This is a genomic window from Nonomuraea sp. NPDC050783, from assembly GCF_040802095.1.
GTDB lineage: Bacteria > Actinomycetota > Actinomycetes > Streptosporangiales > Streptosporangiaceae > Nonomuraea.
Map to the genome: position 1 here is coordinate 107236 of NZ_JBFAHK010000018.1, position 23463 is coordinate 130698.

The following is a 23463-nucleotide window of genomic DNA, read 5'->3' on the forward strand; positions in this document are numbered from 1 at the left end:
GTCGCATGCGATTGGGTGAGCTGTTGCGCGCATACCGCGACCGGGCGAAGGTCAGCCAGGAGGAGCTGGCCGACCGCGCGGGGGTGAGCGTTCGTACGCTGCGCGGCATCGAACAGGGCTCGATCACGCGCCCGCAGGCCCGGTCCGTGCGCCGGCTCGTCGAGGCGGCCGGGCTCGATCCCGCCCTCCTGCAGGCGCACGGCGCCCCCGCGGAGACGCCCGCGGTGCGGATCGACGTGCTGGGGCCGCTGACCGTCCGGGTGCGCGGGCGGGCCCTCGACCTGCGCTCCGAGATGCAGCGCCGGCTGCTGGGCCTGCTCGCGCTGCACGGCGGGTCGGTGGTCACGCAGGCCGAGATCGTCGACTACCTGTGGGGCGAGCAGATCCCGGCCTCGTACGCCAATCTCGTCCACACGTACGTGTCGCGGCTGCGCGCCTTCTTCGCCCGCCACGGGGTGACCACGTTCCCGGTCGTCCTGGCGCCCGCGGGATACCGGCTGGTGCTCGCGCCGGGACAGAGCGACCTGCTGGAGTTCACGGACCTGATGGCGCGGGCCAAGGCGCACCGCGAGGCCGGCGAGGCCGAGGAGGCCGAGGCCGCCTACGCGCGGGCGCTGGCGCTCTGGAGAGGTGAGGTGCTCGCCGACCTGCCGCAGAGCCATCCGGTCGCCGTGACCCTGTCCCGGCAGCGGCTCCGCGCGGCCCTCGAACACGCCGACCTCGCCCTGCGCGCGGGGCGGTACCACCCGGCCCTGGAGCAGTTACGCGTCCTGGCTGAGGCCGAGCCGCTGCACGAGGGGCTGCACGCGCGCATCATGCTGGCCCTGGCGGGGCTGGGGGAGCAGGCCGCGGCGCTGCGCATGTTCCAGGAGCTGCGCGGCAAGCTCGCCGACGTTCTCGGCGTGGAGCCGGGGGCCGAGCTTCAGGACGCCTACCTGGCCGTTCTCCGCCAGGACGCGCGGCCCGGGTCCCGCGAGGAGTCGTCGGAAGAGCAGGGCTGGCCCGAGGTCAGGGCGGCGCAGCCGAGGCAGCTGCCCCCCGACATCGCGCACTTCACCGGCCGGGCCGAGCAACTGGCGACCCTGGACGAGGCGCTGTCCGCCGCCGGGGGGCACGATCTGCGGCCCGTGGTCATCAGCGGCAGCGGCGGCGTCGGCAAGACCTCGCTGGCCGTGCACTGGGCCCACCGGGTGAAAGGCCATTTCCCCGACGGGCAGCTGTACGTGAACCTGCGGGGGTTCGGCTCCGACGACCCGATGGAGCCGGCCGCCGCTCTGGAGATGTTGCTGAGGGCGGCCGGTGTGCCCGCCCAGCAACTACCCGCGGGTACGGACGAGCGCTCGGCGCTGCTGCGTACCGTGCTGGCCGACCGGCGGGTGCTGATCCTGCTGGACAACGCCCGCGACGAGGCACAGGTACGCCCCCTGCTGACCGGCGCCGGCTCGATGACGTTGATCACGAGCCGCAACCAGTTGCAGGGGCTGGCCGTCCGCGACGGCGCGCACCGCGTCACCGTCGACGTGCTCGCGCCCGACGAGACCCGCGCGCTGCTGACGTCCCTGCTGTCCGAGAGCCGCATCGGCGCGGACGCGCAGTCGGTCGCCGAGCTGGGGGACCTGTGCGCGCACCTGCCGCTGGCACTGCGCATCGCCGCCGCCAACATCGACGCCGATCCCTACCTGAAGCTCACCGACTACCTGACGGACCTGCGGCAGGGCAACCGGCTGGCGGCCCTGGAGATCGTCGATGACGAGCAGGCGGCCGTGCGGGCGACCTTCGACCTGTCCTACACGGCGCTGCCCGAGTCGGAGCGCAGGATGTTCCGCCTGCTCGGCCTGTTCCCCGGCACCGACTTCACCGTCGCGGCGACGGCCGCGCTGGCCGGTTGCACTCCGGTGGAGACCCTGCGGCGGCTGCGGCGGCTGGCGTCGTTCCACCTCATCGACTCGAACGGGCCTGGCCGGTACGGCTTCCACGACCTGCTCCACCTGTACGCGGCCGAGAAGGCGCACGCCACGGAGGACCCCGAGGAGGTGGAGTCGGCCACCCGGCGCCTGCGCGAGTGGTACCTGCACAGCGCCCTGGCCGCCGCGGAGACGCTCTACAAGCACTGGGTACGCCTGCCGCCGCCCCCGCCTTCCGACGAGGTGACGCCGATGAGCTTCGCCGCCGGGGAGGACGCGGTGGCCTGGCTGGAGAGCGAGCACGCCAACCTGATCGCGATGATCCACCACAACGTCCGGCACGGCCCCGCCGAGACGGTCTGGCTGCTGACGGACGCGCTACGCGGGCACTTCTGGAGCACCAGGCCGCTCGACGACTGGTTCGCCTGCGCGGGCGCGGCACTCGACCTGGCGGAGAGCGCGGGCAACCTCGCCGCCCAGGCCGTGTTCCTGAGGAGCGTGGCGGACGCTCTCACCTTCCAGAACCGCGGCGACCAGGCGATCAGCCTCTACGAACGCTCCCGGGACCTGACCCGGCGGCTGGAGTGGTGGCGCTGCCACACCTCCGTGCTGGCCGGGCTGGCGCACGCGTGCTTCCGGCTGGGGCGCCCGCAGGATGCCGCCGAGCATCTGGAGGAGGCGATCGCCATCTCCGAGAAGCACCTTCCGGCCGACGTGGCGGAGGCCCATTACAGCAACCTGTGCGTGGTCTACCACCAGCTCGGACGGCTGGAGGCCGCGTACGGGCACCTTCGGCGCGTACGCGCGGCCTTCCCGGCGCGGCCCGCCGCCGCCTGCACCCTCGGCGAGGTCTGCCACAGCCTGGGGCGGCTGGACGAAGCCGTCACGTACCTGCACGAGGCCGTGTCGCTCAACCGGCAACAAGGTGACCGCGGCGGGGAGCTGGAGAGCCTGGTGCTGCTGGCCGCCGTCCACCGCGATCTCGGCCACTACGAGGAGGCGGTCACGCTCGCCTCCGACGTGCTGCGGCTGTGCCCCGACATCCGCGATCCGCTCATCGAGACCAACGCGCTCAACGTCCTCGGGCAGGCGCACGAGATGCGGGGGCGCACGGCCGAAGCGTCGCTGCTCCACCAGCGGGCGCTCGGCGTCGCGCGCGCCAGCGGCAACCGCTACGCCGAGGTCGTCAGCCTGATCGGCCTGGCGCACGCGGGCACCGGCCTCGGCCGCTTCACCGAGGCCGCCGCCTACGCGAAGCAGGCCCGCACGATCGCCCACGACCGCTGCATGCGGGTGCTGGAAGGGCAGGCCCTGCACGCGCTCGCCCGGACGCTGCTCGCCGGCGCCCCCACGTCCGGGGACGCGGCCGCTGGGGACCCGGCCGTTGGGGACGCGGTGTCCGAGGCCGCTGACCTGGCGGCGCGGGCGATGCGGCTGCACCGCGAGACCGGGCACCGGCTGGGCGAGGAAGCCGCGCGGCGGCTGCTGGACGAGGCACGGGAAAGGACCGCCCGCATGCGGGGGTGAGGCGGGAGCCGTCCGGCCGCCCTCCGCGCCGGCCGCCCTCCGCGCCGGCCGGACGGAGCGCGGGGGAGGCCGATCGCGGGCAGACCGGTCAGCGGCACGAATCTGACACCGCGCAGGGCGTCAAGGTGTCGCGTACACGGGGGCGAGGTCCACGAAGATGCGGTAGTCCGTGATGAGGCCGTCGTCGCGGGTGCGCCAGATCGTCACGGCGGCGGCGCTGACGTCCTTGCCGTCGAGGCGGCGGTAGGTGACCTCGGTCTCCGCGATGGTGTCGGCGCCGACCCGCCAGTGCCGGACGATGCGGTGCCTCAGGCCGCCGATGGTGGCGAAGAACGCCCGCAGCCCCTCGGCCACGGCCTCGCGTCCCACCAGCGGCTCGGCGTTGCCGAACACCATCGTGGCGTCCTCGGCCAGCAGGTTCGCGATCGCGTCCGGGTCGAACGCGTCGACGGTGCGGAAGACGCGGCGTACTTCGTCGTCGGGCATGGCGGTCACCTCACGGGTCGGGGCCGATGCCCTTACGATGAGCGCCCCGGCGCCCGGGGGCAAGCCGCCGGCGGTGCTCCGGTGGTGTCACCTGGCGGAGTGCGCCGCGCGCAGGAGGCGGTGCAGGCGCAGGGTGTCGGGTGCCAGGGCGGTGATCAGGAGGGCGGGGCCGGCCAGCGGGGTCAGCACGGCCTGGCCGTCCGCCGGGTCGTCGCCGAGCAGCTGGACGCGCGGCGGGTGCTGCTCCAGGGCCGGATCGACGATGAGGATCTGGGCGACGGCGCGGTGGCCGGCCAGGACGGCGGGGCCGTCCCAGCCGGGCGCGCCCGGACCGTACATCGTGTGCTGGTCGAGCAAGGGGTGGCCGTCGCGGTGGACGGTGAGGCGGGTGGCCAGCCGGCCCGGCGGCTCGGCGGTGCGGCCGAGCACGATCTCCTCGCGGAAGTGGAGCCGCGCGGTGAGGGCCAGGTCGATGGTGCAGCTCTGGCGCAGGTTGCTGCGGGCGGCGGAGATCAGGGGCTGGGGCAGCCAGTGCAGCGTGGCCCGCTCGGCGACGGTCAGGTGGACGTCGTAGGTGGCGTGGGCGGTGGTGGGGCCGCGCAGGGCGATGGTGGCGGCGGCGGTGGTGAGGTGCAGGTGGGCGCCGGGCTCGGCGGTGGCCTCGATGCGCAGCCGGTCGCCGCCGAGGGGGGCGCTCATGGTGCCGAGGATGCACACGCGGGCCTGGTCGCCGTACGAGCGGGTGCGGCGCAGGTCGAAGGGGCCGTCACCGGCGAGCGTGGGCAGGGTCGTGGTGCCGCCCGTGCGTACCGCGCGGATGCGGGCGGTGGCGCGCACGCCGGGCACGGGCGGGGCCGGTATCGGCCGGGCGGGGATGGGCGGGACGGAGGCGAGGGTCATGAGGGGTCCGAGGTCCAGGTGGCGAGCCGCTCGCGGATCCAGTCGGCGACGGGGGTGATGCCGCCCGCGGTCCTGACCGCGGTCAGCACGGTCGGCAGGTCGCCGCGCTGGGCCTTGGCGTCGCGGGCCATGATCTCCAGGTCGGCGCCGACGTAGGGGGCGAGGTCGGCCTTGTTGATGACGAGCAGGTCGGAGGAGGTGACGCCGGGGCCGCCCTTGCGCGGGATGTCGTCGCCGCCGGCGACGTCGATGACGAAGATCTGCGCGTCGGCCAGCCCTCGGGAGAAGGTCGCGGTGAGGTTGTCGCCGCCCGACTCGATGAGGATCACGTCGAGGGGGCCGAGATTGTCCTCCAGGTCCTCGACGGCTTCGAGGTTGGCGGAGATGTCGTCGCGGATGGCGGTGTGCGGGCAGGCGCCGGTCTCGACGGCGGTGATGCGCTCGGCGGGCAGGACGGCCTCGCGCAGCAGGAAGTCGGCGTCCTCGCGGGTGTAGATGTCGTTGGTCACGACGGCGATGGACAGCTCCTCGCGCAGCGTGCGGCACAGGGCGGCGACGGTGGCGGTCTTGCCCGAACCGACCGGCCCGCCCAGGCCGACGCGCAGCGCCCGCCGGCCGCCACGCGGCCGGCCGGCGGAGCCGGCGGGACCGGCGGAACCGGCGGGACCGGGACCATCGGCGCCGGAGCCGGAGCCAGGGCCGGAGCCAGGGCCAGGGCCGGGGCCGGGGCCAGGACCAGGGCCGGGGCCGGCGCCGGGGCCGGGCGGGAGGATGTCGTCGTGGTTGAGGTGCATGGGGCTGCTCCCGGGGTGCGGTGGTGGTCAGGAGGCGAACAGGCGGGCGGAGCGGGCGGCGTGCTGCTCGGCGGTGATGTCGAGCAGCGGCGCCGAGGCCGCCGGCAGCACGGCGACCCCGCCGGCGCGGACGCGGTGCGCGGCGCGGGCCCCCCGCCCGGCGACGTGGTCGATGCCGGCGGCCAGGCGGGCCAGGAGTGCGGTGGCGTCGAAGGGGTCCAGCCTGAGCAGGCGCACGGCCGCGGTGACCGGGCCGCTGACGCTCTCGTACGCCGCCACGTGCGCGGCGTCCAGCTCCGTCAGCCCCGCGCAGCGGGCGGTCAGGCCGAGCACCACCGGCTGGTGCGCGCCGCGCGGCCGGGCCGCGGCCAGGGCGTCGAGCTCGGTACGCGGCCAGGCGGCGCGGGCGGCCCGCAGCAGTTGGCGGCCGAGCCTGCGCGAGGTGTGCCGCAGGGCGGGGGCGGGGGTGCGGGCGTCGGCCGCCTGGTCCAGCAGCAGCGGGTCGTACCCGCCGGCGGCGGCGGCCGCGAGACCCGCCGCCACCAGGCCGCTGGTGTACAGCCGGCCGCGGCAGAAGCTCTCCAGGCTCGCCACGTCCCGTACGCGCCCGGCCGCGACGGCCGCCTCGGCGCCGCCGGAGTGGGCGTGCCCTCCGGCGGGGAAGCGGCCGTCGGCCAGGACGAGCAGGGCGGCCCGGTTCGCCGTGCGCGGCGCGCCTTCCGTGGTCGTCATGGGTGATCAGAACAGGAAGTAGCGCTGCGCCATGGGCAGCGTGTCGGCGTATCGGGTGCCGTCGACGGGCTGGTCGCCGATCTGGGCCCTGACGTCCTTGGCTTTCGCCCCGCCGATGACGACTTCGAAGGTGTCGGGGTCGATGCCGATGTCGGGGCAGGCGTCGTTCTCGCGCATGTCGGCCTTGAAGACCTTGCGGGTGTCGCGGATGGCCCGGAACTCCTTGCGGACGTTGACGCGCTCGGCCAGGCCGGCGTTGATGGCGTGCTCGCTGACGAAGTTGACCGAGGTGGCGGCGGGCGCCCCGCCGTGCGCGCCCCACATCGGCCGGGGCAGGACGGGCTGCGGGGTGGTGATGGAGGCGTTGGCGTCGCCCACCTGCGCGTACGCGATCTGGCCGCCCTTGATCACCCGGTGCGGCTTGACGCCGAAGAACTTCGGCTCCCACAGCACCAGGTCGGCCAGCTTGCCCGGCTCGACCGAGCCGACCTCGTGGTCGATGCCGTGCGCGACGGCCGGGTTGATGGTGTATTTGGCGACGTAGCGGCGGGCGCGGTGGTTGTCGGCCCCGCCCTGGTCGCCGTCCAGGGGGCCGCGCCGGGCCTTGTTGACGTGCGCGGTCTGCCACGTCCTGATGATCATCTCGCCGATGCGGCCCATCGCCTGAGCGTCCGACGACATGATCGAGATCGCGCCGAGGTCGTGCAGGACGTCCTCGGCGGCCATCGTCGAAGGGCGGATCCGCGACTCGGCGAAGGCGAGGTCCTCCGGCACCAGCGGGTTGAGGTGATGGCAGACCATCACCATGTCAATGTGCTCCTTGACGGTGTTGACGGTCAGGGGGCGGGTGGGGTTGGTGGAGGCGGGCAGGACGTTGGGCAGGCCCGCCATGACGAGCATGTCGGGGGCGTGGCCGCCGCCGGCGCCCTCGACGTGGAAGACGTGGATCGGGTGGTCGCCGATGGCCTCGATGGTGTCGGCGACCGCGCCGGCCTCGTTGAGCGAGTCGGCGTGCAGGGCAAGCTGGACGCCGGTCGCCCGGCACACCTCCAGGCAGCGGCGCAGCACGGCCGGGGTGGCACCCCAGTCCTCGTGGATCTTGAAGCCGAGGACGCCCGCCTCCACCTGGTTGTACAGGGATTCGGTGGACATGGTGCTGCCCTTGCCGAGCAGCCCGACGTTGACCGGGAAGGCGTCCAGCGCCTCGAACAGCCGGGCGAGGTGCCAGGCGCCGGGCGTGACGGTGGTGGCGGTGCTGCCCTCGGCCGGGCCGGTGCCGCCGCCGATCAGGGTGGTGACGCCGGCGGCCAGCGCCTCGTGCACCTGGCCGGGGCAGATGAAGTGCACGTGGGTGTCGATGCCGCCCGCGGTGAGGATCTTGCCGTTGCCGGCGATGATCTCGGTCTCCGGGCCGATCAGGAAGTCGGTGGCCCGCTCGTGCCCGTCGTGCAGCCGGTCCATGGTCTCGTCGTTGTAGGCCTTGCCGAGCGCGACGATCCGGCCGTCGCGCAGGGCCACGTCGGCCTTGACCACGCCCCAGTGATCGAGGACGACCGCGCCGGTGATGACGGTGTCGGGCGGCCGCGGGCCGCCGAACCTCGCGCTGTCGCGCGGCGCGCAGGACTGCCCCATCGACTCGCGGATCACCTTGCCGCCGCCGAAGACGACCTCGTTGCCGCTGCGCCCGGGGCCGCCGGCCCAGTCTTCGGTGATCTCGATCCGCAGGTCGGTGTCGGCCAGCCGGATGCGGTCGCCGGTGGTCGGGCCGTAGCGGTCGGCGTACTCCACGCGGGTCAGGGGACGCTCGATCGGCAGGATCACCGGCCCCGTGCCGCCGTCCGGCGGGGACGCCTCGTCGGCCTGAGGGCGCGCCGGCGGGTCCGCCGTCGTGCCGGGGGTGCCGGGGGCTTCATCCATCGAGCCGCCCTCCTACCTCGCCGCGCAGGCCGGCGACGACGCGCCTGCCCTCGATGGGCACGAGCGCCACCGTACGGGTGCAGCGGGGCTCGAACCGGACGGAGCTGCCGGCGGGGATGTGCAGGCGTTTGCCGTAGGCGTCGGAGCGCTCGAAGTCGAGGAGGGGGTTGGCCTCGTAGAAATGGAAGTGGGAGCCGACCTGGATGGGGCGGTCGTCGGTGTTGGTGACCGTCACCATCGTGATCTCGCGGCCCTCGTTGAAGGCCACCTGCCCGGCGCCCTCGGGATGGTCGATCCTGCCCGGATGGACCGGCTCCCGCTCCGCCGCCTCCGTGGTGGTCCCTGTGCCGGGCTCCGGTGGGGCCTGCGGCTCGGCGAAGGGGTGGCGGATGGTGACCAGCTTGGTGCCGTCGGGGAACGTCGCCTCGATCTGCAGGTCGGGGATCATCTCCGGGACGCCTTCCATGACGTCGTCACGGGAGAGGATCTTCTCCTCGGCGGACATCAGCTCGTGAACCGACCTGCCGTCCCTCGCGGCCTCCAGCACGTACGCGGTGATCAGGGCGACCGCCTCCGGGTGGTTGAGCAGAACGCCACGCTCCCGACGTCTGCGGGCCACGTCCGCGGCCACGTGGATCAGCAGGCGTTCCTGCTCATGCGGAGTCAGGTGCACCCCGCCACCTCGCCTTCGCTCGGCCCCGGGGCACCCCGGGAGCTCACCACTCCCCGTCGGTTGCTTACCGTAACTTTATGTTACTGACTGTGATATCGCGTGGTGGTGAGGCTCGCGTTACCCGGGGCCGGAGGCGTCAGGACGGGGTGACGAACTCGGGCTGGTCCAGGACGCGCAGCCAGCTCCCGTCGGGCTGGCGGCGTACGACCTGGGCCCGGGCGCCGGCGCCGTCCCTGGGCGGGGTGGAGGTGAGCGCGAGGTCGCCGCTGATCAGCGTGGGGAGCGGGGTCTCCGGCTCGAAGTGGGGGCGGTCGGCCAGCACCTTCTCCCACAGTGCCTGGATCGCCGCGCGGCCCACGGTCCGGCTGCCCGGCGGGTAGGCCAGCACCGCGTTCTCCTCGTACAGGGCGGCGACCCCGGCCGCGTCGCCGGCGTTGGAGCGCTCGACGAACAGGCGGGTGATGTCCTCGGGGCGCATGGCCTTCTCGTAGGCGGTCTCGTGCCCGGTCTCGTGCTCGGTCATGGTGTCGGCCTCCTTGTCCTGTTGCGCTTTCCAGCCTGCCGAGCGCCCGTCCAGAAGTCCAACAGATAGATCTTATGAGAGCTAGAATCAGCGGTTATGGAGTTGCGGCAGCTGGAGTACTTCGTGGCGGTCGCCGAGGAGCGCAGCTTCACCCGGGCGGCCGAGCGGGTGCACATCAGCCAGTCCGGGGTCAGCGCGCAGATCCGGCAGCTCGAACGCGAGCTGGGCGCGGAGCTGTTCGACCGGTCGGCCCGGACGGCCACCCTCACCGTCGCCGGCAAGGCCGCGCTCGGCCACGCCCGCGCCGCGCTCGCCGCCGCCGCGGCGGTGGGCCAGGCGGTGGGCGAGGTGACCGCGCTGATCCGCGGCCGGCTCACGGTCGGGATGGTGATCGGCTGCACGATCACGCCGCTGTTCGACGCGCTGGCCGCCTTCCACGCCGCGCACCCCGGCGTGGAGATCACCCTGTTGGAGGACGGCTCCGACCGGCTGATGGAGCAGGTCAGGGCGGGCGCGCTCGACCTGGCGCTGGTCGGCGCCGCCTCCGCCCCCGAGGGGCTGCGGGCGAGGACGATCGTCAGCGATCGGCTCGTGGCGATGGTCCCGCCCGGCCACCCTCTCGCGGCGCGGGACCGGATCACCCTGCGCGACCTGGGCGAGCACCCGATCGTGTGCATGCCGCCGGGCACCGGGCTGCGCGCGGTGCTCGACGGGGCGTGCGCGGCCCGGGGGGTGCGGCCGGTGATCGCGTTGCAGGCCAGCGCCGCCGACGCCGTCGCCGACCTGGCCGCGCGCGGGCTCGGGGTGGCGATCCTCGGCCGGTCCATGGCCGAGGGCTACCGCGACCGGCTCGCCGCCCTGGTCATCGACGACGTCGAGACCCCGGGGCTGCTCGCGCTGGTGTGGCGGGACCCGAGCGGGCCGGCGGTGCGCGAGGCGCTGCGTTGCTGCGAGCGTGCCTTCTTCCCGGGCGGGGACGCCTTCCCGGGCGGGGAGGTGGCCTGACCGGTCCGCGGGCCGGGCCGCCGGGCCGGTTCGCGACGCTCTCACGCCGGCGGCTGGGCGGCGGCTGGGGCGGCGGCTGGACCCGGCGGTGCTCAGGGGCCCAGGGGCTCAAGAGCTCAGGGGCTCAAGAGCTCAAGGGCTCAGGGGCTCAAGGGCTCGGGGGCGAGCGCCGTCTCGGCCAGCTCGCGCCAGTGCTGGTCCCGGCCGGCGCGGGTCGCCTCGGCGAACGCGGCCTCGCCGAGGTGCTTGCCGGCCTCCTCGGCGATCCTGGCGAAGTCCGGCTGCGAGCGGTTCGGCGTGCCGCGTACGACGTCGCTCGCCGCGAGCAGCCGCGCGGCCCGCTCGTGCCGGCCCTGGCGCAGCGCCAGGTCAGCGATCCCGACCAGGAGGTCGGCGACCGACGGCGGGTGCGTGTACACCGCGGCCGCGACCACGCGGAACCCCTCGGCCAGGTACGCGCGGGCCTGCTCGGCGTCCTCGGCCAGGTAGGCGTACAGGTTCATGGCGTGGGCGCGGACGGCGGCGGCCACGTCCGGGCCCTCCAGCACCTCGGCCAGGTACCGGCGGGCCCGGTCCGGCTCGCCGCGCCAGCGCGCCAGCTGGGCCTGCGCCAGGCGCAGCTCGACCAGCGCGTCCGGCCAGGTGATGCCGCTCGCGCACCGCTGCGCCTCCGCCAGGGCGGCGGCGGACGCCCGCTCGTCGCCGAGCAGCCAGTAGAGCTGGGCCTGCTGCGCCCGCATGCCGACGACGTCCTCGGTCGAGCCGACCTCGCTCAGCGCGACGATCGCCTCCTCGTAGTGCTCGCACGCGCGGGCCGGCTCGCCGCGCGCGGCGAGCCGGTCGGCCAGGAAGGTCAGCGCCAGCGACATCCCCATCCGGTCGCCCAGCGCGCGGAACTCGGTGAGGGCGATCCCGGCGTCGAGGTCCACGTCGGTCTCGTCGCCGCCGAGCGTGAGCCGGAACCGGCCACGGGTGAGCCGCGCCTGCGCGCGTACCCACGGGTCGTCGTGCGCGATGAGCGGGTCGATCGTGGGCAGGAACTCCGTCGGCCCCCGCAGCGTCCCCTCCAGCAGCCCGGCGAACCCGAGCAGCGGATGGCGGGACCCGCTGCTCAGGGCGAGCCGGTGCGCCTCCTGGATCCACTCCCGCGCCTGGTACTGGTCGCCGCTCACCCCGGAGGTGAGGAACATCGTCACCACGAGGCACGCCAGCGCCCGCACCTCCTCGGGCACCTCGCCGGGCACCTTGTCGGGCATCGAGGCGGCCGCGAGGCACAGCTCGGCGCCCTCGGCCCGGTGCCCGCCGAGATACCAGCAGTAGCCCACGGCCCCGCTCAGCCGCATCGCCTCCCGGGCCCAGCCCTCGGCGATCGCCCCGCGCAGGGCCGCGCTGATGTTCTCGTGCTCGGCCTCCAGCGCGGCCAGCCACTCCAGCTGCTCGGCCCGGCGCAGGTGCGGATCGGCCGTCTCGGCCAGCTCGGTGAAGTAGGCGAGGTGCGCCCGGCGCGCCGCCTCGTCCTCGCCGGCCTCGGCGAGCCGGTGCGCCGCGTACTCCCTGATGGTGCCGAGCATCCGGTAGCGGGGCGTGTCCTCGCCGTCGGCCAGCAGCAGCGACTTCTCGATCAACGCGGTCAGCACGTCGAGCACCTGCTCGCCGGCGAGCGCCCGCTCCCCGGCGGGCTCCCCGTCCCCGCACACCCGCTCGGCCGCCTCCAGGCTCGCCCCGCCGGAGAACACCGACAGGCGCCGCAGCACGTGCCGCTCGGCCTCGGTCAGCAGGTCCCAGCTCCAGTCCACGACCGCGCGCAGCGTCTTGTGCCGGGGGAGCGCCGTACGGCTGCCGCTGGTCAGCAGCCGGAACCGGTCGTCGAGCCGGTGCGCGAGCTGGTCGACGGACATGGTGCGCAGCCGCGCCGCGGCCAGCTCGATCGCCAGCGGGATCCCGTCCAGCGCCCGGCAGATCCGCGCCATGGCCGACAGGGCGTGCGGGTCGGAGCCGATGTCCTTGCGCACCAGCGCCGCGCGGTCCCGCAGCAGCCGCACCGCGGGCGAGGCCCCGGTCTCGGCGGGGCCGGCTCCGGTCGCGGGCAACGCCAGCGGCTCGACCTGCCACAACACCTCACCGGTGATGCCGAGCGGCTCCCTGCTCGTGGCCAGGATGCGCAGCCTGCGGCACTCGCCGAGCAGCCGGTCGGCGAACGCCGCGGCCGCCTCGATCACGTGCTCGCAGTTGTCCAGGACCAGCAGGATCGCGCGCTCCCGCAGCGCGGTGACGAGCCGGTCCAGCGGCTCGCCGCCGCGCGCGCCGCCCAGCAGCGCCTGGTCGCGCAGGCCGATCGCGGTGAGGGCGGTCTGCGCGAGGTCGCCGCCCGCCGGCACCGAGGCCAGCTCGACCAGCCAGGCGCCGTCCGGCAGCTCGGCGAGCATCGACCGCGCGGTCTCGGCGGCCAGCCGGGTCTTCCCCGAGCCGCCCGGGCCCGTCAGCGTGACCAGCCGGTGGCGGGCGGCCAGCCCGGCGACCGCGGCGAGGTCGTCGTCCCTGCCGACGAAGCTCGTCAGCTCGGCGCGCAGGTTCGTCCGGTGGTTGTCCGCCCGCTCGCCCAGCTCGCCGCGGAGCAGCGCGGTGTGCAGCGCGGACAGCTCGGCCGACGGGTCGGCGCCCAGCTCCTCGGCCAGCCGTTCGCGGGTGCGCTGGTAGAGGGTCAGCGCCTCGGCCGTACGTCCCGCCTCGGCGAGCGCCCGCATCAGCGCCGCCACGAACCCCTCCCGCAGCGGGTACGCGGCGACCAGCTCGGTCAGCTCGGACACCAGCTCCGAGCCGCGGCCGAGCCGGAGGTCGGCGTCCACCCGGTCGCCGAGCGCGGCCACGTGGAGCTCGTCCAGCCGCGCCACCGCGGCGTCGAACACCTCGCTGTCCTGCAACGCGAGGTCCGCCATCGCCTTGCCGCGCCACAGTGCCAGGGCCGAGCGCAGCAGCTCCGCCCGGGTCGCGGGCTCGGCGGCGGCACGGGCCTGGGTGACCAGGCGCTCGAACCGGGACACGTCCACGGCGTCGGGATCGACGGCCAGCCGGTAGCCGCCGGCCTCCGCCTCGATCGCGCCGTCCGGCAGCACCCTGCGCAGCCTGGACACCAGCGCCTGCAGGGCGTTGACCTCGTCCGCCGGGGGCCGCTCCCCCCAGATCCAGTCCACCAGCCTCGACCGGGTGACGATCCTGCCGGGTTCGAGGGCGAGCGCGGCGAGCAGTGCGCGCAGCCGGACCCCCGGCACCTCCACCACGGCCCCATCGCCGTTCCGGACCTCGAACGGCCCGAGCAATCCGACTCGCACCCCAGTAATTGTGCCGAACATGGCGACAACCGACTAATCACCCCTCGTTTCCCGGCGGCCGCCGCCCGCGATCGGCGCTCAGCGCAGGGAAAGCGGCGTCTCGGTCCCGACCCGGGTGAGCTTGTCCGGGTTGCGCACGTAGTAGAGGCCCGAGATGCGGGCGTCCTCGATCCGGACCGCTATGACGCCGTCGATCTCGCCGTCCACCCGGAGGACGAGCGCCGGGTTGCCGTTGACCACGGTGGGCTCGCCGGTGAGCTCGACCCCGGCCCTGCCGACGCCGCCGGTGACGAAGCGGACCACCTTCTCGGCGCCGACGATCGGCCGCGTCGCGGCGCGCCTGACGCCGCCGCCGTCGCTCACCAGGACGACCTCGGGGGCGAGCACGTCCAGCATGCCCTGCGGGTCCCGGGTCTCAAGGGCGCGGCGCAGCGACTCCAGGACCGTGCGGGCCTCGCCCGGCGGGATCGCCCCGCGGGGGCGGCGGGCGTCGACGTGTCCGCGGGCGCGGTGCGCGATCTGGCGTACGGCGGCGGGGCTCTTGCCGACGGTGGCCGCGATCTCGTCGTAGCCGAGGCCGAAGACCTCGCGCAGGACGAAGACCGCGCGTTCGGTCGGCGCCAGCGTCTCCAGGACGACCATGAGCGCCATCGACACGCTCTCGGCGAGCTCGACGTCCTCGGCCACGTCCGGCGTGGTCAGCAGCGGCTCGGGCAGCCAGGGGCCGACGTAGGACTCCTTGCGCCGGCCGAGCGCGCGCAGCCGGGTGAGCGCCTGCCGGGTGGTGATCTTGATCAGGTACGCGCGCGGGTCCAGCACCGCGCCGAGATCGACGCCCGCCCACCGCAGCCAGGTCTCTTGGAGGACGTCCTCGGCGTCGGCCGCCGAGCCGAGCATTTCGTAGGCGACCGTGAACAGCAGGTTGCGGTGGGCGACGAACGCGTCGGTGGCGTGGTCCGTACCGCCGGCCATGAGTGGCTCCTGCCTGTCAGGTTTCGAGTGTTCTGCACACTAGATGGCGGAAAGTGGGATTTTGTGACACCGGTCGCCGGTGTGACGCGTGTCACGGGAACGGGGTGTCACAGGAGCCGGGCCGCCGGCATCTTCTGTTCGGACAAGCCCTACCAGGGAGAACGGAAGAGATCATGAGCAAGGTCTGGTTCGTCACCGGTTCGTCGCGCGGTCTCGGCCGCCACTTCGTCGAGGCCGCGTTGTCGCGGGGCGACCGGGTGGCCGCGACCGCCCGCACCGCCGCGAGCCTGGACGACCTGGCCGTCGCGTACGGCGAGGCGGTGCTGCCGCTGGAGCTGGACGTGACCGACAGGGCCGCCGTCCTCGCGGGCGTGCGGCGGGCCGCCGAGCACTTCGGCCGCCTGGACGTCGTCGTGAACAACGCCGGTTACGCCCAGATCGGCGCGGTCGAGGAGCTGTCGGAGCGGGAGCTGCGCGACCAGATGGAGACCAACCTGTTCGGCGCGGTGTGGGTGGTCCAGGCCGCGCTGCCGTACCTGCGCGAGCAGCGCTCGGGGCACATCGTCCAGCTCTCGTCGGCGGCCGGGCTCATCGCGATGCCGCTCGGCGGCGCCTACCATGCCTCCAAGTGGGCGCTGGAGGGCCTGAACGAGGCGCTGGCCGGCGAGGTCGCCGAGTTCGGGATCAAGGTGACCATCATCGAGCCCGGCGGCTTCGCCACCCGGGACGGCAAGAACCCCGACCCGCTGGCCAACGGGTTCATGGCCACGCCCGACCCGGCCTACGACGAGCTGCGCCGGCGCCTCGGCGCGGTCACCGGCAGGCAGCCCGCCGGCGACCCGGCCGCCGCCGCCCGGGCCCTGCTCAAGCTCGTCGACTCCGACAACCCGCCGCTGCGGGTGCTGTTCGGCCAGGGCTTCCACCCGATGATCGAGCAGGCGTACGCCGACCGGCTGAAGACCTGGGCCGACTGGCGGGACCTGTCGGCCGAGGCGCAGGGCACCCTCGCCCCCGCCCAGGAGGCCCGCTGACCCCGGGCAGGATCGCGCGGGCCGCACGGCCGGGGGAGCGGGTTACTCGCTCACCTCGATGGCGAGCGCCGGGCAGACCGCGGCGGCCTCGCGGACCGCGGCGTGCCGGTCCGCGCCCGGCTCGGGCTCCAGCAGGACGACGATGCCGTCCTCGTCGCGCTGGTCGAAGACCTCCGGCGCGATCAGCACGCACGACCCCGCGCCGCAGCACTTGTCCTCGTCGACGGTCACCTTCATGAGGCTGTCCTCCTTTTTCCGGATCGGTGACTACCAGCGGACCGGCACGGTACGCAGCCCGCCGACGGCCAGCCCCTCCACCCGCTCCAGCTCCGCCACCGGCACGGCCAGCTCCAGCGTGGGCAGCTTGCGCAGCAGCACCTCCAGCACGACCTGCAGCTCGGTGCGGGCCAGCGCCTGCCCCAGGCAGGAGTGGGCGCCCGCGCCGAAGGCCAGGTGCGGGTTGGGGCTGCGGGCCGGGTCGAACGTCCCGGCCGCCTCGAACGCGCTCTCGTCCCGGTTGGCCGCGGCCATGCTGCAGATGACCGTGGTGCCCTTGGGCAGCTCCTCGCCGCCGATCTCGGCGCCCTCCTTGAGGTAGCGCGGCAGGCCGAAGCCGGAGTTGGCGTCCAGGCGCAGCGACTCCTCGACCGTCGAGCGGATCAGCGACGGGTCGGCCAGCAGCGCCTCCCAGCGGCTGCGGTCGGCGAGCAGCATGGAGACCATCTTGCCGATCATGTTGGCGGTGGTCTCGTGCCCGGCGACCAGCAGGGCCATGCCGGTGACCAGGATCTGCAGGTCGTTCAGCCCGCCCTCCTCGGGGCCGCCGGCCGCCAGCAGCTCGCTCAGCAGGTCCTCGCCGGGCTCGGCGCGCTTGGCGGCCAGCAGGTCGGACATGTACTGGAAGAACGCGGCCTGCGCGGCCTCGATCTCGGCCTGCTCGTAGCGGGTGAGGTTGAGCAGGGTGTCCGACCAGTACGAGAAGCGGTCGCGGTCCTCGGCGGGCACGCCGAGCATGTCGCAGATGACGTACACCGGCAGCGGGAAGCCCAGCGACGCCTTCAGGTCGCCGGGGGCGCCGCGCTCGACCATCTCGTCGACGAGGTCCTCGGCGATCCTGGCCATCGCGGGCCGCAGGGCGTTCATCCGCTTGGCGGTGAACCACTTGCTGACCAGCCGCCGCCAGTGCTGGTGCTCCTCGCCGCCGTCGGGGATGATCGTCGCCATCTCGCTGCTGAACACCCCGCCGCCGTCGGCCGACAGCCGGGCCGCGTCGGGCGCGTTGAGCTGGCGGGTGAAGCGCGGGTCGGCCAGCACCTCCTTGACGTCCTCGTAGCGGGTCAGCAGCCGGGCCCGGTCGCCGCTGGGCAGCTCGACGTGCGCGACCGGGCACTTCCCGCGCAGCTCGGCCCACTCGGCGGGCGGCTCCAGGGCCGCGTCGTTCGGGATCGGGTAGGGCAGGACCTGCTCGTTCACGGTCATCAGGCGTCTCCTTGGGAAGGGGTTGGGACGGTCGTCGTCACGCGGGCGCGAGCGGCTGTCCGGCGAGGACCTGCTGGCGCAGCAGGCGGGCCTGCTTGGGCATGTTCCAGCCGAGCACGCCGGTGACCCGGCCGCCCTCGCGGTAGAGGGCGGTGAAGCGGTTCCGCTCCGGGTCGCCCTCGGCGACGGTCACCTCGGCCGCCGGTGACGGCAGGCCGTGGGCCTGGATCTTGATGTCGTACTGGTCGGTCCAGAAGTAGGGGATCGGCGTGTACGGGAGGTCCGCGCCGAGGAGGTTGGCCGCCACCGTCTGGGCCTGCTCGGTGGCGTTGGTGCGGTTCTCCAGCCGCAGCCGCCTGCCGAGCCCTTCGTGGTGGAAGGAGGCCACGTCGCCCACCGCGTAGACGCCCTCGGCGGCGCGGCAGCGGGCGTCGCACTCCACGCCGTCGGCCAGGCCGAGCCCGCTGCCGGCCAGCCAACCGGTGGCCGGGCGGGAGCCGATGGCGACCACGACGGCGTCGGCGGGCAGCAGCTCGCCGGTGGCCAACCGGACGCCGGTGACCCGCCCGTCCGCGCCGGTCAGCCCCTCCACCGCGACGCCGAGCCGCAGCCGGACGCCGCGCTCGGCGTGCGTGCGGGTGAGCAGGCCGGCGATCCGCTCGCCGAGCTGGTCGCCGAGCACGGCCCGTCCCAGGCCGGCGAGGGTGACCTCCAGGCCGAGGCCGCGGGCGGTGGCGGCGATCTCGCCGCCCAGCACGCCCTCGCCGACGACCACCAGCCGGGTGCCGGGGGTGAGGTGGGCGCGCAGGGTCAGGGCGTCGTCGAGGCTGCGCAGCACGTGCACGCCCGCCAGGTCGTCCTGACCGGGCAGCCGGTGCGGGGTCAGGCCGGTGGCGAGGACCACGGCGTCGCCGCGCAGCACGCGGCCGGAGGCGGTGGTGACCGCGCGCCCGGCGACGTCCAGCGCCACGGCGCGCTCGCCCCGGACGAACTCCGCGTCCAGGGCGTCGAGCTGCGGCTGGGCGCGCAGCCGGGCGCGCTCCGGCTCCCAGGCCCCGGCCAGCACCTGCTTCGACAGCGGCGGCCGGTCGTAGGGCGGGTGGAGCTCGGCGTCCAGCAGCGTGAGGCGGCCCTCGTGGCCCAGCCTGCGCAGCGCCTCCGCGGTGCTCAGCCCGGCGGCCGACGCGCCGACGATCAGAACGTCCACGCGACCGCCCCCTGGCCGTGGACGGAGCTTCGAGCCGCACGCACGCACACGTTGTCACGATCCTCTCGCCGGGTTCCGACCCTGACCACAGTAGCTTACAACTGCAAGTTATCTGACAGATGTAAGCCAGCGTAAACTCTGGGACGTGGCCACCACGAAAGACAGCAAGCCCTCGTCCGTAGACCGGCGCGTCCGCCGCACCCAGGCGACCCTCGCGCGTGCCCTGCTGGAGCTCGTCGAGGAGCGGGAGCTGCCCAGGATCAGCGTCTCCGACGTGGCCGAGCGCGCCGGCGTCAGCCGCACCGCCTTCTACGACCACTACCGCGACGTGCACGAGCTGGCCGAGGTCGCCAGCACCGCGATGATCGACGGGCTGATCCGGTCCCTGCCGTCCCCGGGCCCCGGCTCGGCCGACCCCCGGGGAGAGGCCACCCGGTCGCTGGAGGCGTTCTTCGCCAGCCTGGCCGAGCACGCCGGGCTCTACCGCAGCCTGCTCGGCCCGCAGGGCAGCGCGCGGGTGGCCGACCACATCCGGCGCCGCCTCACCGCCGCCGTGCACCACCGCGTCCGCCACGCCTTCGACCCCGCGACGGACGAGCCGCCGGAGATCCCGCTCGACATCCCGCACGACGTGCCGGCGGCGTTCACGGCGGGGGCGATCTTCGGCATCGCGGCCGACTGGTTGCAGCGCGAGTGCCCGGAGCCGCCCGCCAGGATGGCCGCGCTGACCTGGCCGCTCTTCAACGCCCTCTACGGCGTCGTCGCGGTGCCCGGGCAACCGGTGCCCGAGCAGCCGGAGGGCTGACCCGGCGGGTGGGCGTCATGATCGAACAAGCGGTATCCTTCGTCCACTGGTGACGGCTTTGCCCCGTTCCCAAGTCGGCTCCAAGCCATGGACAAGAGCGGTACCTCAGCATGGCCGTTCGTGAGCGGATATTTCAGGACAACTCTGTCGAAGATCGCCGCGGGTGCGGCGGTCGTCCTGGCGGTCGCGCTGCCCGCGGCCCCCGCGGCGGCCGACGACACGCCCGACGAGCGGCCGGACGTGCCCGTCGGCACCTGGCTGGCCGCGCGTACGCAGCCCGCGGTGCAGCTGACCAGCTTCACCTACACCGGCACCGTCGCGGTCCCGACCAGCACGGTCAACGAGAGCGCCTTCCAGCAGCTGACCCAGCAGGCCGTCGTCGCCGTGCAGAACGGCAAGATCGCCTCCGACGAGCGCAGCATCGCCAAGTGGCTCTTCCAGCGCATCGCCGCCGACGTGGACGCCTACCTGACCGAGACCACCCCGGAACGTACGGTCGAGGCCGAGGTCGGCGGCATGTGCACCGGCTGGTGGGTCACCCCGGACGGCTACATGGTGACCGGCGCGCACTGCGTCCAGGTCGGCGACACCGAGCTGAACCAGCTCTTCGCCCGGCAGGCGCTGGCCAAGTTCAACGAGCAGGACGCGAAGGAGATCATCAAGGGTCTCCAGGGCATCGAGGCCGACGAGGAGATCGTCAAGCTCGCCCAGCAGATCTACGTCACCTTCAACAGCACCCACATGCGCCTGCGCGACCTCAAGCAGAGCCTGTCGGTCCTGCAGAGCCTGCCCGGCGGCGGCGTGGACAAGACCGCCAAGGCGGTTCCCGCGGAGCTGGTCTCGGTCGGCGAGAGCTACCCGGGCAAGGACTTCGCGCTGCTCAAGGTCAACGGGCAGCAGAACCTGCCGACCGTGCCGCTCGGCGAGGACGCCGACGTGCGTACCGGTGACACGCTCTACATCAGCGGCTTCCCCGGCCTGGTCACGAACACGCCCTTCTTCAGCCTGGAGTCCAAGCTGGAGCCGGCGATGACCGAGGGCCCGTACAACGCCAAGCGCACCACGCAGACCGGCGTGCCGTACATCCAGACCCAGGCCCCGTCCTACCACGGCAACTCCGGCGGCCCGGTGTTCAGCAAGGACGGCAAGGTCATCGGCATGCTGATCGCGGGCACGGTGAGCGAGGGCGGCGAGGCGTCCGAGAGCGAGAGCTTCGTCCTCCCGGTGAGCATCATCAAGGAGAAGCTCGGCGAGAAGAACATCAAGCCCGCCCAGACCACGACGACGACGCGCTACAACGAGGCGCTCAACGACTACTTCCGCAACTACTACGAGGACGCGCTGCCGAAGTTCCGCGAGGTGCAGGCGCTCTTCCCGAACCACCCGTACGTGGCCAAGTACATCACCGAGTCGCAGGCGGCGATCTCGGCGGGCAAGGACGAGTCGCCCAAGCCGGTCCTGCTGTGGGTGCTGATCGCGGCCGGCGCGGTGGTGGTGCTCGTGCTGGCCGTGGTGCTGGTCAGGGTTCTGGGACGGCGCCGGCGCTCGCGTCCGGCCGGTTCGTACGCGCCGCCCGCGCAGGCGCCCGCCTACGGCGCGGTGCCGCCGCCCCCGTGGCAGCAGCACCAGCTTCCCGCCGGCTCCCGCCCCGGACACGCCTCGCCGCCGGTCCAGCCGGCGCACGGCGGCTACGGGCAGCCCCCCGCCAACGGCTACGGGCCCGACGGCTACGGGCCCGACGGCCGCCACGACTCCGGCCCCCAGTACGGCTCGGGCCCCCAGTACGGCTCGGGCCCCCAGTACGGCTCGGGCCCCCAGTACGGCTCCGGCGGCCAGTACGGGCAGCCCGTGCCGCCCCCGCACGGCCAGGCCAACCCCTACGGCGGCGACCCGACCCGCAACGTCCGCTACGGCCAGTTCGCGCCGCCGCCCGACGGCCACCAGCGGTGACGCCGGCGCCGCTCGCGCGCGGGGGCGCGGATGACAGGTCCGAAGGCCGCCAGCGCCCCGCCGTGACGAGCGGCGACAGTGGGACGTATGAGCAACATGACCACGGTCGGCGAGCACGTCCGCATCGAGCCGAACATCCTCTACTTCGGCACCCCCGTCGTCCTGATCTCCACCGCCAACGAGGACGGCTCGCCGAACCTGGCCCCCATGTCATCCGCCTTCTGGCTGGGCTGGCGCGCCCTGCTGGGGCTCGGGGCGCGGGCCAGGACCGCGCAGAACCTGGTCAGGACCCGGGAGTGCGTGCTGAACCTGCCCTCCGACGCCCTGGCCCCCGCCGTGGACCGGCTGGCGCTGACGACCGGCGCGGACCCGGTGCCCGAGCGCAAGCGGGAGCGGGGCTACCGGCACGTGGCGGACAAGTTCCGGCGGGCCGGGCTGACCCCGGTCCCGTCCGAGACGGTGGTGCCGCCGCGCGTGGCCGAGTGCCCGGTGGCGATGGAGGCCGTGGTGGAGGCGGTGCACCCGATCGGTGAGGACGGCGGCACGCTGGCCTTCGAGGTGCGGGTGCAGCGGGTGTGGGCGCACGAGGAGATCAGGCTGGCCGGCACGGACGACCACATCGACCCCGACGCGTGGCGGCCGCTGATCATGAGCTTCCAGAAGTTCTACGGGCTGGGGCCGCAGGTGCACCCGTCCACCCTGGCCGGCATCCCCGAGCGGATGTACCGCAGCGACGACCTGGATCGGGCCAGGACCGTTCAGAGCAGGGCCAGCCAGGTGTGATCCGGGCACAGCCGCTCGATCTCGGCGCGCGGCAGCCACGCGGCGCGGGTGCTCTCGGAGCCGGCCGGCGGCCGGGCGGGAGCGCCGGGGCCCGGCACGGTGGCGCGGAACATGGCCATGTAGGCCAGCGACGGGTACCGGTAGCCGGCGGGCGGCTCGGCCAGCAGCTCGATGCGCTGCCAGGCGAAGGGGGACAGCGCCGCGGCCGGCAGGCGCAGCCCGGTCTCCTCGCGCAGCTCGCGCACGGCCGCCTCCAGGGCGCTCTCGCCCGGCTCCAGGTGGCCGCCGGGGATGTCCCAGCCCCGGCCCGCCCGGTCCACGCAGGTCATGAGGGTCCTGCCGAGCCCGTCGGAGACGAACGCGAACGCCGACGTCGTGGCCCCGGCGGGCGGCAGATCGCCGGTGAGGATGACCTCCAGGCGGTGTGCCACCGGGATCCAGGGCACGCTCGTCGTCACGATCACTCGGGTCATCCGGCCACTCTAGGGCGTGCCGGACCCGCCGATCTTCTCCAGCTCGGCCAGGTCCTCGTCACCGAGCGGCAGCGCGGCGCCGGCGATGTTCTCGCGCAGGTGCCGTACGGACGAGGTGCCCGGGATCAGCAGGATGTTCGGCGAGCGCCGCAGCAGCCACGCCAGCGCGACGGAGATCGGCGTGGCGTCCAGCCGGGCCGCCACCGCCGAGAGCGCCTCGGACTGGAGCGGGCTGAAGCCGCCGAGCGGGAAGTAGGGCACGTAGGCCACGTTCTCGGCGGCGAGCCGGTCGATCAGCTCGTCGTCGTGGCGGTGGGCGAGGTTGTACATGTTCTGCACGCTCACGATCGGCGCGATGGCCTGGGCCTCCGCGACCTGCTCCGCCGTCGCGTTGCTGACGCCGAGGTGCCGGATCAGGCCCTGCCGTTGCAGCTCGACGAGCGTTTCGAAGGCCCGGGCGAGCGAGCCGGGCCGGGGGCCCGTGGCGTCGCCGAGGCGCAGGTGGACCAGGTCCAGCGTGTCGAGCCCGAGGCTTTCGAGGTTGTCCTCGACCGCGCGGCGGAGCTGGTCGGGCTCGCGGGCCGGCGGCCAGCCGCCCGCCGCGTCCCGGGTGGCGCCGACCTTCGTGACCACGTGCAGCGAGCCGGGGTAGGGGTGCAGCGCCTCGCGGATCAGCTCGTTGGTGACGCGCGGGCCGTAGGCGTCGGCGGTGTCGATGTGCGTGATCCCGAGGGCGACGGCCTCGCGGAGGACGGCGAGGGCCGCCTCGCGGTCCGCGGGCGGACCCATCACCCCGGGCCCGGCGAGCTGCATGGCGCCGTAGCCGAACCGGGTGACGGTCAGGTCGCCCAGGGTCCAGGTGCCGCCGGGGAGGGCAGGAGAGGTGGTGCTCACGTTCTCGTCCTTTCATCGGTACGGGAGGAGGAGCCGGCGGCTCCTCGGCTGTTTCCCGCCTGGGAAAGGATGCGCCAGC

General features: G+C 74.1%; 20 protein-coding genes. 6 read left to right on the forward strand and 14 right to left on the reverse strand.

The genetic code is table 11. The features are described 5' to 3' along the window. Positions 1-5 precede the first annotated feature (5 nt). Positions 6-3431 carry a BTAD domain-containing putative transcriptional regulator gene (locus AB0H75_RS36590; RefSeq protein WP_367804235.1) on the forward strand — a complete coding sequence of 1142 codons (3426 nt, stop codon included), beginning with the start codon at positions 6-8 and terminating at the stop codon, positions 3429-3431. A 120-nt stretch (positions 3432-3551) separates the two neighbouring features. Here AB0H75_RS36590 and AB0H75_RS36595 read toward each other — a convergent pair whose 3' ends face one another. From AB0H75_RS36595 to AB0H75_RS36625, 7 genes are all read right to left on the reverse strand, one after another. Then, on the reverse strand, positions 3552-3917 hold the full coding sequence (locus tag AB0H75_RS36595; RefSeq protein WP_367804236.1) for a nuclear transport factor 2 family protein: 366 nt from the start codon (positions 3915-3917) through the stop codon (positions 3552-3554). An 87-nt stretch (positions 3918-4004) separates the two neighbouring features. After that, complete coding sequence (locus AB0H75_RS36600; RefSeq protein ID WP_367804237.1) at positions 4005-4817, reverse strand: urease accessory protein UreD; 813 nt, start codon at positions 4815-4817, stop codon at positions 4005-4007. After that, positions 4814-5611, reverse strand: a complete 798-nt coding sequence (gene ureG, locus AB0H75_RS36605) for an urease accessory protein UreG (protein ID WP_367804238.1) — start codon at positions 5609-5611, stop codon at positions 4814-4816. The genes AB0H75_RS36600 and ureG overlap by 4 nt, the downstream gene beginning before the upstream one ends. A gap of 27 nt (positions 5612-5638) precedes the next feature. Continuing rightward, positions 5639-6343: an urease accessory protein UreF gene (locus tag AB0H75_RS36610; protein ID WP_367804239.1), complete on the reverse strand. Its 705-nt coding sequence runs from the start codon at positions 6341-6343 to the stop codon at positions 5639-5641. 6 nt (positions 6344-6349) lie between these two features. After that, positions 6350-8260, reverse strand: a complete 1911-nt coding sequence (locus AB0H75_RS36615; RefSeq protein ID WP_367804240.1) for an urease subunit alpha — start codon at positions 8258-8260, stop codon at positions 6350-6352. Further along, positions 8253-8933 carry an urease subunit gamma gene (locus AB0H75_RS36620; protein ID WP_367804241.1) on the reverse strand — a complete coding sequence of 227 codons (681 nt, stop codon included), beginning with the start codon at positions 8931-8933 and terminating at the stop codon, positions 8253-8255. The genes AB0H75_RS36615 and AB0H75_RS36620 overlap by 8 nt, the downstream gene beginning before the upstream one ends. Before the next feature lie 136 nt (positions 8934-9069). After that, positions 9070-9456, reverse strand: a complete 387-nt coding sequence (locus AB0H75_RS36625; RefSeq protein ID WP_367804242.1) for a nuclear transport factor 2 family protein — start codon at positions 9454-9456, stop codon at positions 9070-9072. Between the two features lie 96 nt (positions 9457-9552). On the opposite strand from AB0H75_RS36625, the gene AB0H75_RS36630 reads away from it, so the two are divergent. After that, a complete protein-coding gene (locus AB0H75_RS36630; RefSeq protein WP_367804243.1) occupies positions 9553-10461 on the forward strand; it encodes a LysR family transcriptional regulator in 909 nt (302 codons plus the stop codon). A 140-nt stretch (positions 10462-10601) separates the two neighbouring features. Here the strand turns inward: AB0H75_RS36630 and AB0H75_RS36635 are convergent, their stop codons facing one another. Continuing rightward, a complete protein-coding gene (locus AB0H75_RS36635; protein WP_367804244.1) occupies positions 10602-13790 on the reverse strand; it encodes a BTAD domain-containing putative transcriptional regulator in 3189 nt (1062 codons plus the stop codon). A 78-nt stretch (positions 13791-13868) separates the two neighbouring features. Further along, positions 13869-14762 carry an RNA polymerase sigma-70 factor gene (locus tag AB0H75_RS36640; protein ID WP_367804245.1) on the reverse strand — a complete coding sequence of 298 codons (894 nt, stop codon included), beginning with the start codon at positions 14760-14762 and terminating at the stop codon, positions 13869-13871. Between the two features lie 173 nt (positions 14763-14935). Between AB0H75_RS36640 and AB0H75_RS36645 the strand changes: the two genes are divergently transcribed. Beyond that, positions 14936-15793 (forward strand): SDR family NAD(P)-dependent oxidoreductase, encoded by an 858-nt coding sequence (locus AB0H75_RS36645; RefSeq protein WP_367804246.1) that lies wholly within the window; start codon positions 14936-14938, stop codon positions 15791-15793. Between the two features lie 42 nt (positions 15794-15835). On the opposite strand, the gene AB0H75_RS36650 is transcribed toward AB0H75_RS36645, so the two are convergent. The 3 genes from AB0H75_RS36650 to AB0H75_RS36660 are packed head-to-tail and all read right to left on the reverse strand — an operon-like array spanning position 15836 to position 18479. Beyond that, the gene (locus AB0H75_RS36650) at positions 15836-16030 is read right to left on the reverse strand and encodes a ferredoxin (protein WP_367804247.1); all 195 of its coding nucleotides are present in this window, start codon (positions 16028-16030) and stop codon (positions 15836-15838) included. A 30-nt stretch (positions 16031-16060) separates the two neighbouring features. Continuing rightward, a complete protein-coding gene (locus AB0H75_RS36655; RefSeq protein ID WP_367804248.1) occupies positions 16061-17272 on the reverse strand; it encodes a cytochrome P450 in 1212 nt (403 codons plus the stop codon). A gap of 37 nt (positions 17273-17309) precedes the next feature. Beyond that, positions 17310-18479 carry an NAD(P)/FAD-dependent oxidoreductase gene (locus AB0H75_RS36660; protein ID WP_367804249.1) on the reverse strand — a complete coding sequence of 390 codons (1170 nt, stop codon included), beginning with the start codon at positions 18477-18479 and terminating at the stop codon, positions 17310-17312. Positions 18480-18624: 145 nt separating this feature from the next. Between AB0H75_RS36660 and AB0H75_RS36665 the strand changes: the two genes are divergently transcribed. From AB0H75_RS36665 to AB0H75_RS36675, 3 genes are all read left to right on the forward strand, one after another. Further along, positions 18625-19284, forward strand: coding sequence for a TetR/AcrR family transcriptional regulator (locus tag AB0H75_RS36665; RefSeq protein WP_367804250.1), 660 nt, complete (start codon positions 18625-18627; stop codon positions 19282-19284). 120 nt (positions 19285-19404) lie between these two features. Further along, positions 19405-21234, forward strand: coding sequence for a trypsin-like peptidase domain-containing protein (locus AB0H75_RS36670; RefSeq protein WP_367804251.1), 1830 nt, complete (start codon positions 19405-19407; stop codon positions 21232-21234). An 87-nt stretch (positions 21235-21321) separates the two neighbouring features. Next, a complete protein-coding gene (locus AB0H75_RS36675) occupies positions 21322-22017 on the forward strand; it encodes a flavin reductase family protein (RefSeq protein ID WP_367804252.1) in 696 nt (231 codons plus the stop codon). Here AB0H75_RS36675 and AB0H75_RS36680 read toward each other — a convergent pair. Both AB0H75_RS36680 and AB0H75_RS36685 read right to left on the reverse strand, forming a co-directional pair. After that, positions 21993-22490 (reverse strand): NUDIX hydrolase, encoded by a 498-nt coding sequence (locus AB0H75_RS36680; RefSeq protein WP_367804253.1) that lies wholly within the window; start codon positions 22488-22490, stop codon positions 21993-21995. The genes AB0H75_RS36675 and AB0H75_RS36680 overlap by 25 nt on opposite strands. Before the next feature lie 9 nt (positions 22491-22499). Then, positions 22500-23384 carry an aldo/keto reductase family oxidoreductase gene (locus AB0H75_RS36685; protein WP_367804254.1) on the reverse strand — a complete coding sequence of 295 codons (885 nt, stop codon included), beginning with the start codon at positions 23382-23384 and terminating at the stop codon, positions 22500-22502. Positions 23385-23463 lie beyond the last annotated feature (79 nt).

Excerpts from the sequence above, each read along its gene's own strand:
- AB0H75_RS36595 (WP_367804236.1), bottom strand. The coding sequence starts at position 3,917 with ATGCCCGACGACGAAGTACGCCGCGTCTTCCGCACCGTCGACGCGTTC.
- AB0H75_RS36675 (WP_367804252.1), top strand. The coding sequence starts at position 21,322 with ATGAGCAACATGACCACGGTCGGCGAGCACGTCCGCATCGAGCCGAAC.
- AB0H75_RS36625 (WP_367804242.1), bottom strand. The coding sequence starts at position 9,456 with ATGACCGAGCACGAGACCGGGCACGAGACCGCCTACGAGAAGGCCATG.
- AB0H75_RS36640 (WP_367804245.1), bottom strand. The coding sequence starts at position 14,762 with ATGGCCGGCGGTACGGACCACGCCACCGACGCGTTCGTCGCCCACCGC.
- AB0H75_RS36630 (WP_367804243.1), top strand. The coding sequence starts at position 9,553 with ATGGAGTTGCGGCAGCTGGAGTACTTCGTGGCGGTCGCCGAGGAGCGC.
- AB0H75_RS36590 (WP_367804235.1), top strand. The coding sequence starts at position 6 with ATGCGATTGGGTGAGCTGTTGCGCGCATACCGCGACCGGGCGAAGGTC.
- ureG (WP_367804238.1), bottom strand. The coding sequence starts at position 5,611 with ATGCACCTCAACCACGACGACATCCTCCCGCCCGGCCCCGGCGCCGGC.
- AB0H75_RS36680 (WP_367804253.1), bottom strand. The coding sequence starts at position 22,490 with ATGACCCGAGTGATCGTGACGACGAGCGTGCCCTGGATCCCGGTGGCA.
- AB0H75_RS36655 (WP_367804248.1), bottom strand. The coding sequence starts at position 17,272 with ATGACCGTGAACGAGCAGGTCCTGCCCTACCCGATCCCGAACGACGCG.
- AB0H75_RS36600 (WP_367804237.1), bottom strand. The coding sequence starts at position 4,817 with ATGACCCTCGCCTCCGTCCCGCCCATCCCCGCCCGGCCGATACCGGCC.
- AB0H75_RS36650 (WP_367804247.1), bottom strand. The coding sequence starts at position 16,030 with ATGAAGGTGACCGTCGACGAGGACAAGTGCTGCGGCGCGGGGTCGTGC.
- AB0H75_RS36645 (WP_367804246.1), top strand. The coding sequence starts at position 14,936 with ATGAGCAAGGTCTGGTTCGTCACCGGTTCGTCGCGCGGTCTCGGCCGC.
- AB0H75_RS36615 (WP_367804240.1), bottom strand. The coding sequence starts at position 8,260 with ATGGATGAAGCCCCCGGCACCCCCGGCACGACGGCGGACCCGCCGGCG.
- AB0H75_RS36610 (WP_367804239.1), bottom strand. The coding sequence starts at position 6,343 with ATGACGACCACGGAAGGCGCGCCGCGCACGGCGAACCGGGCCGCCCTG.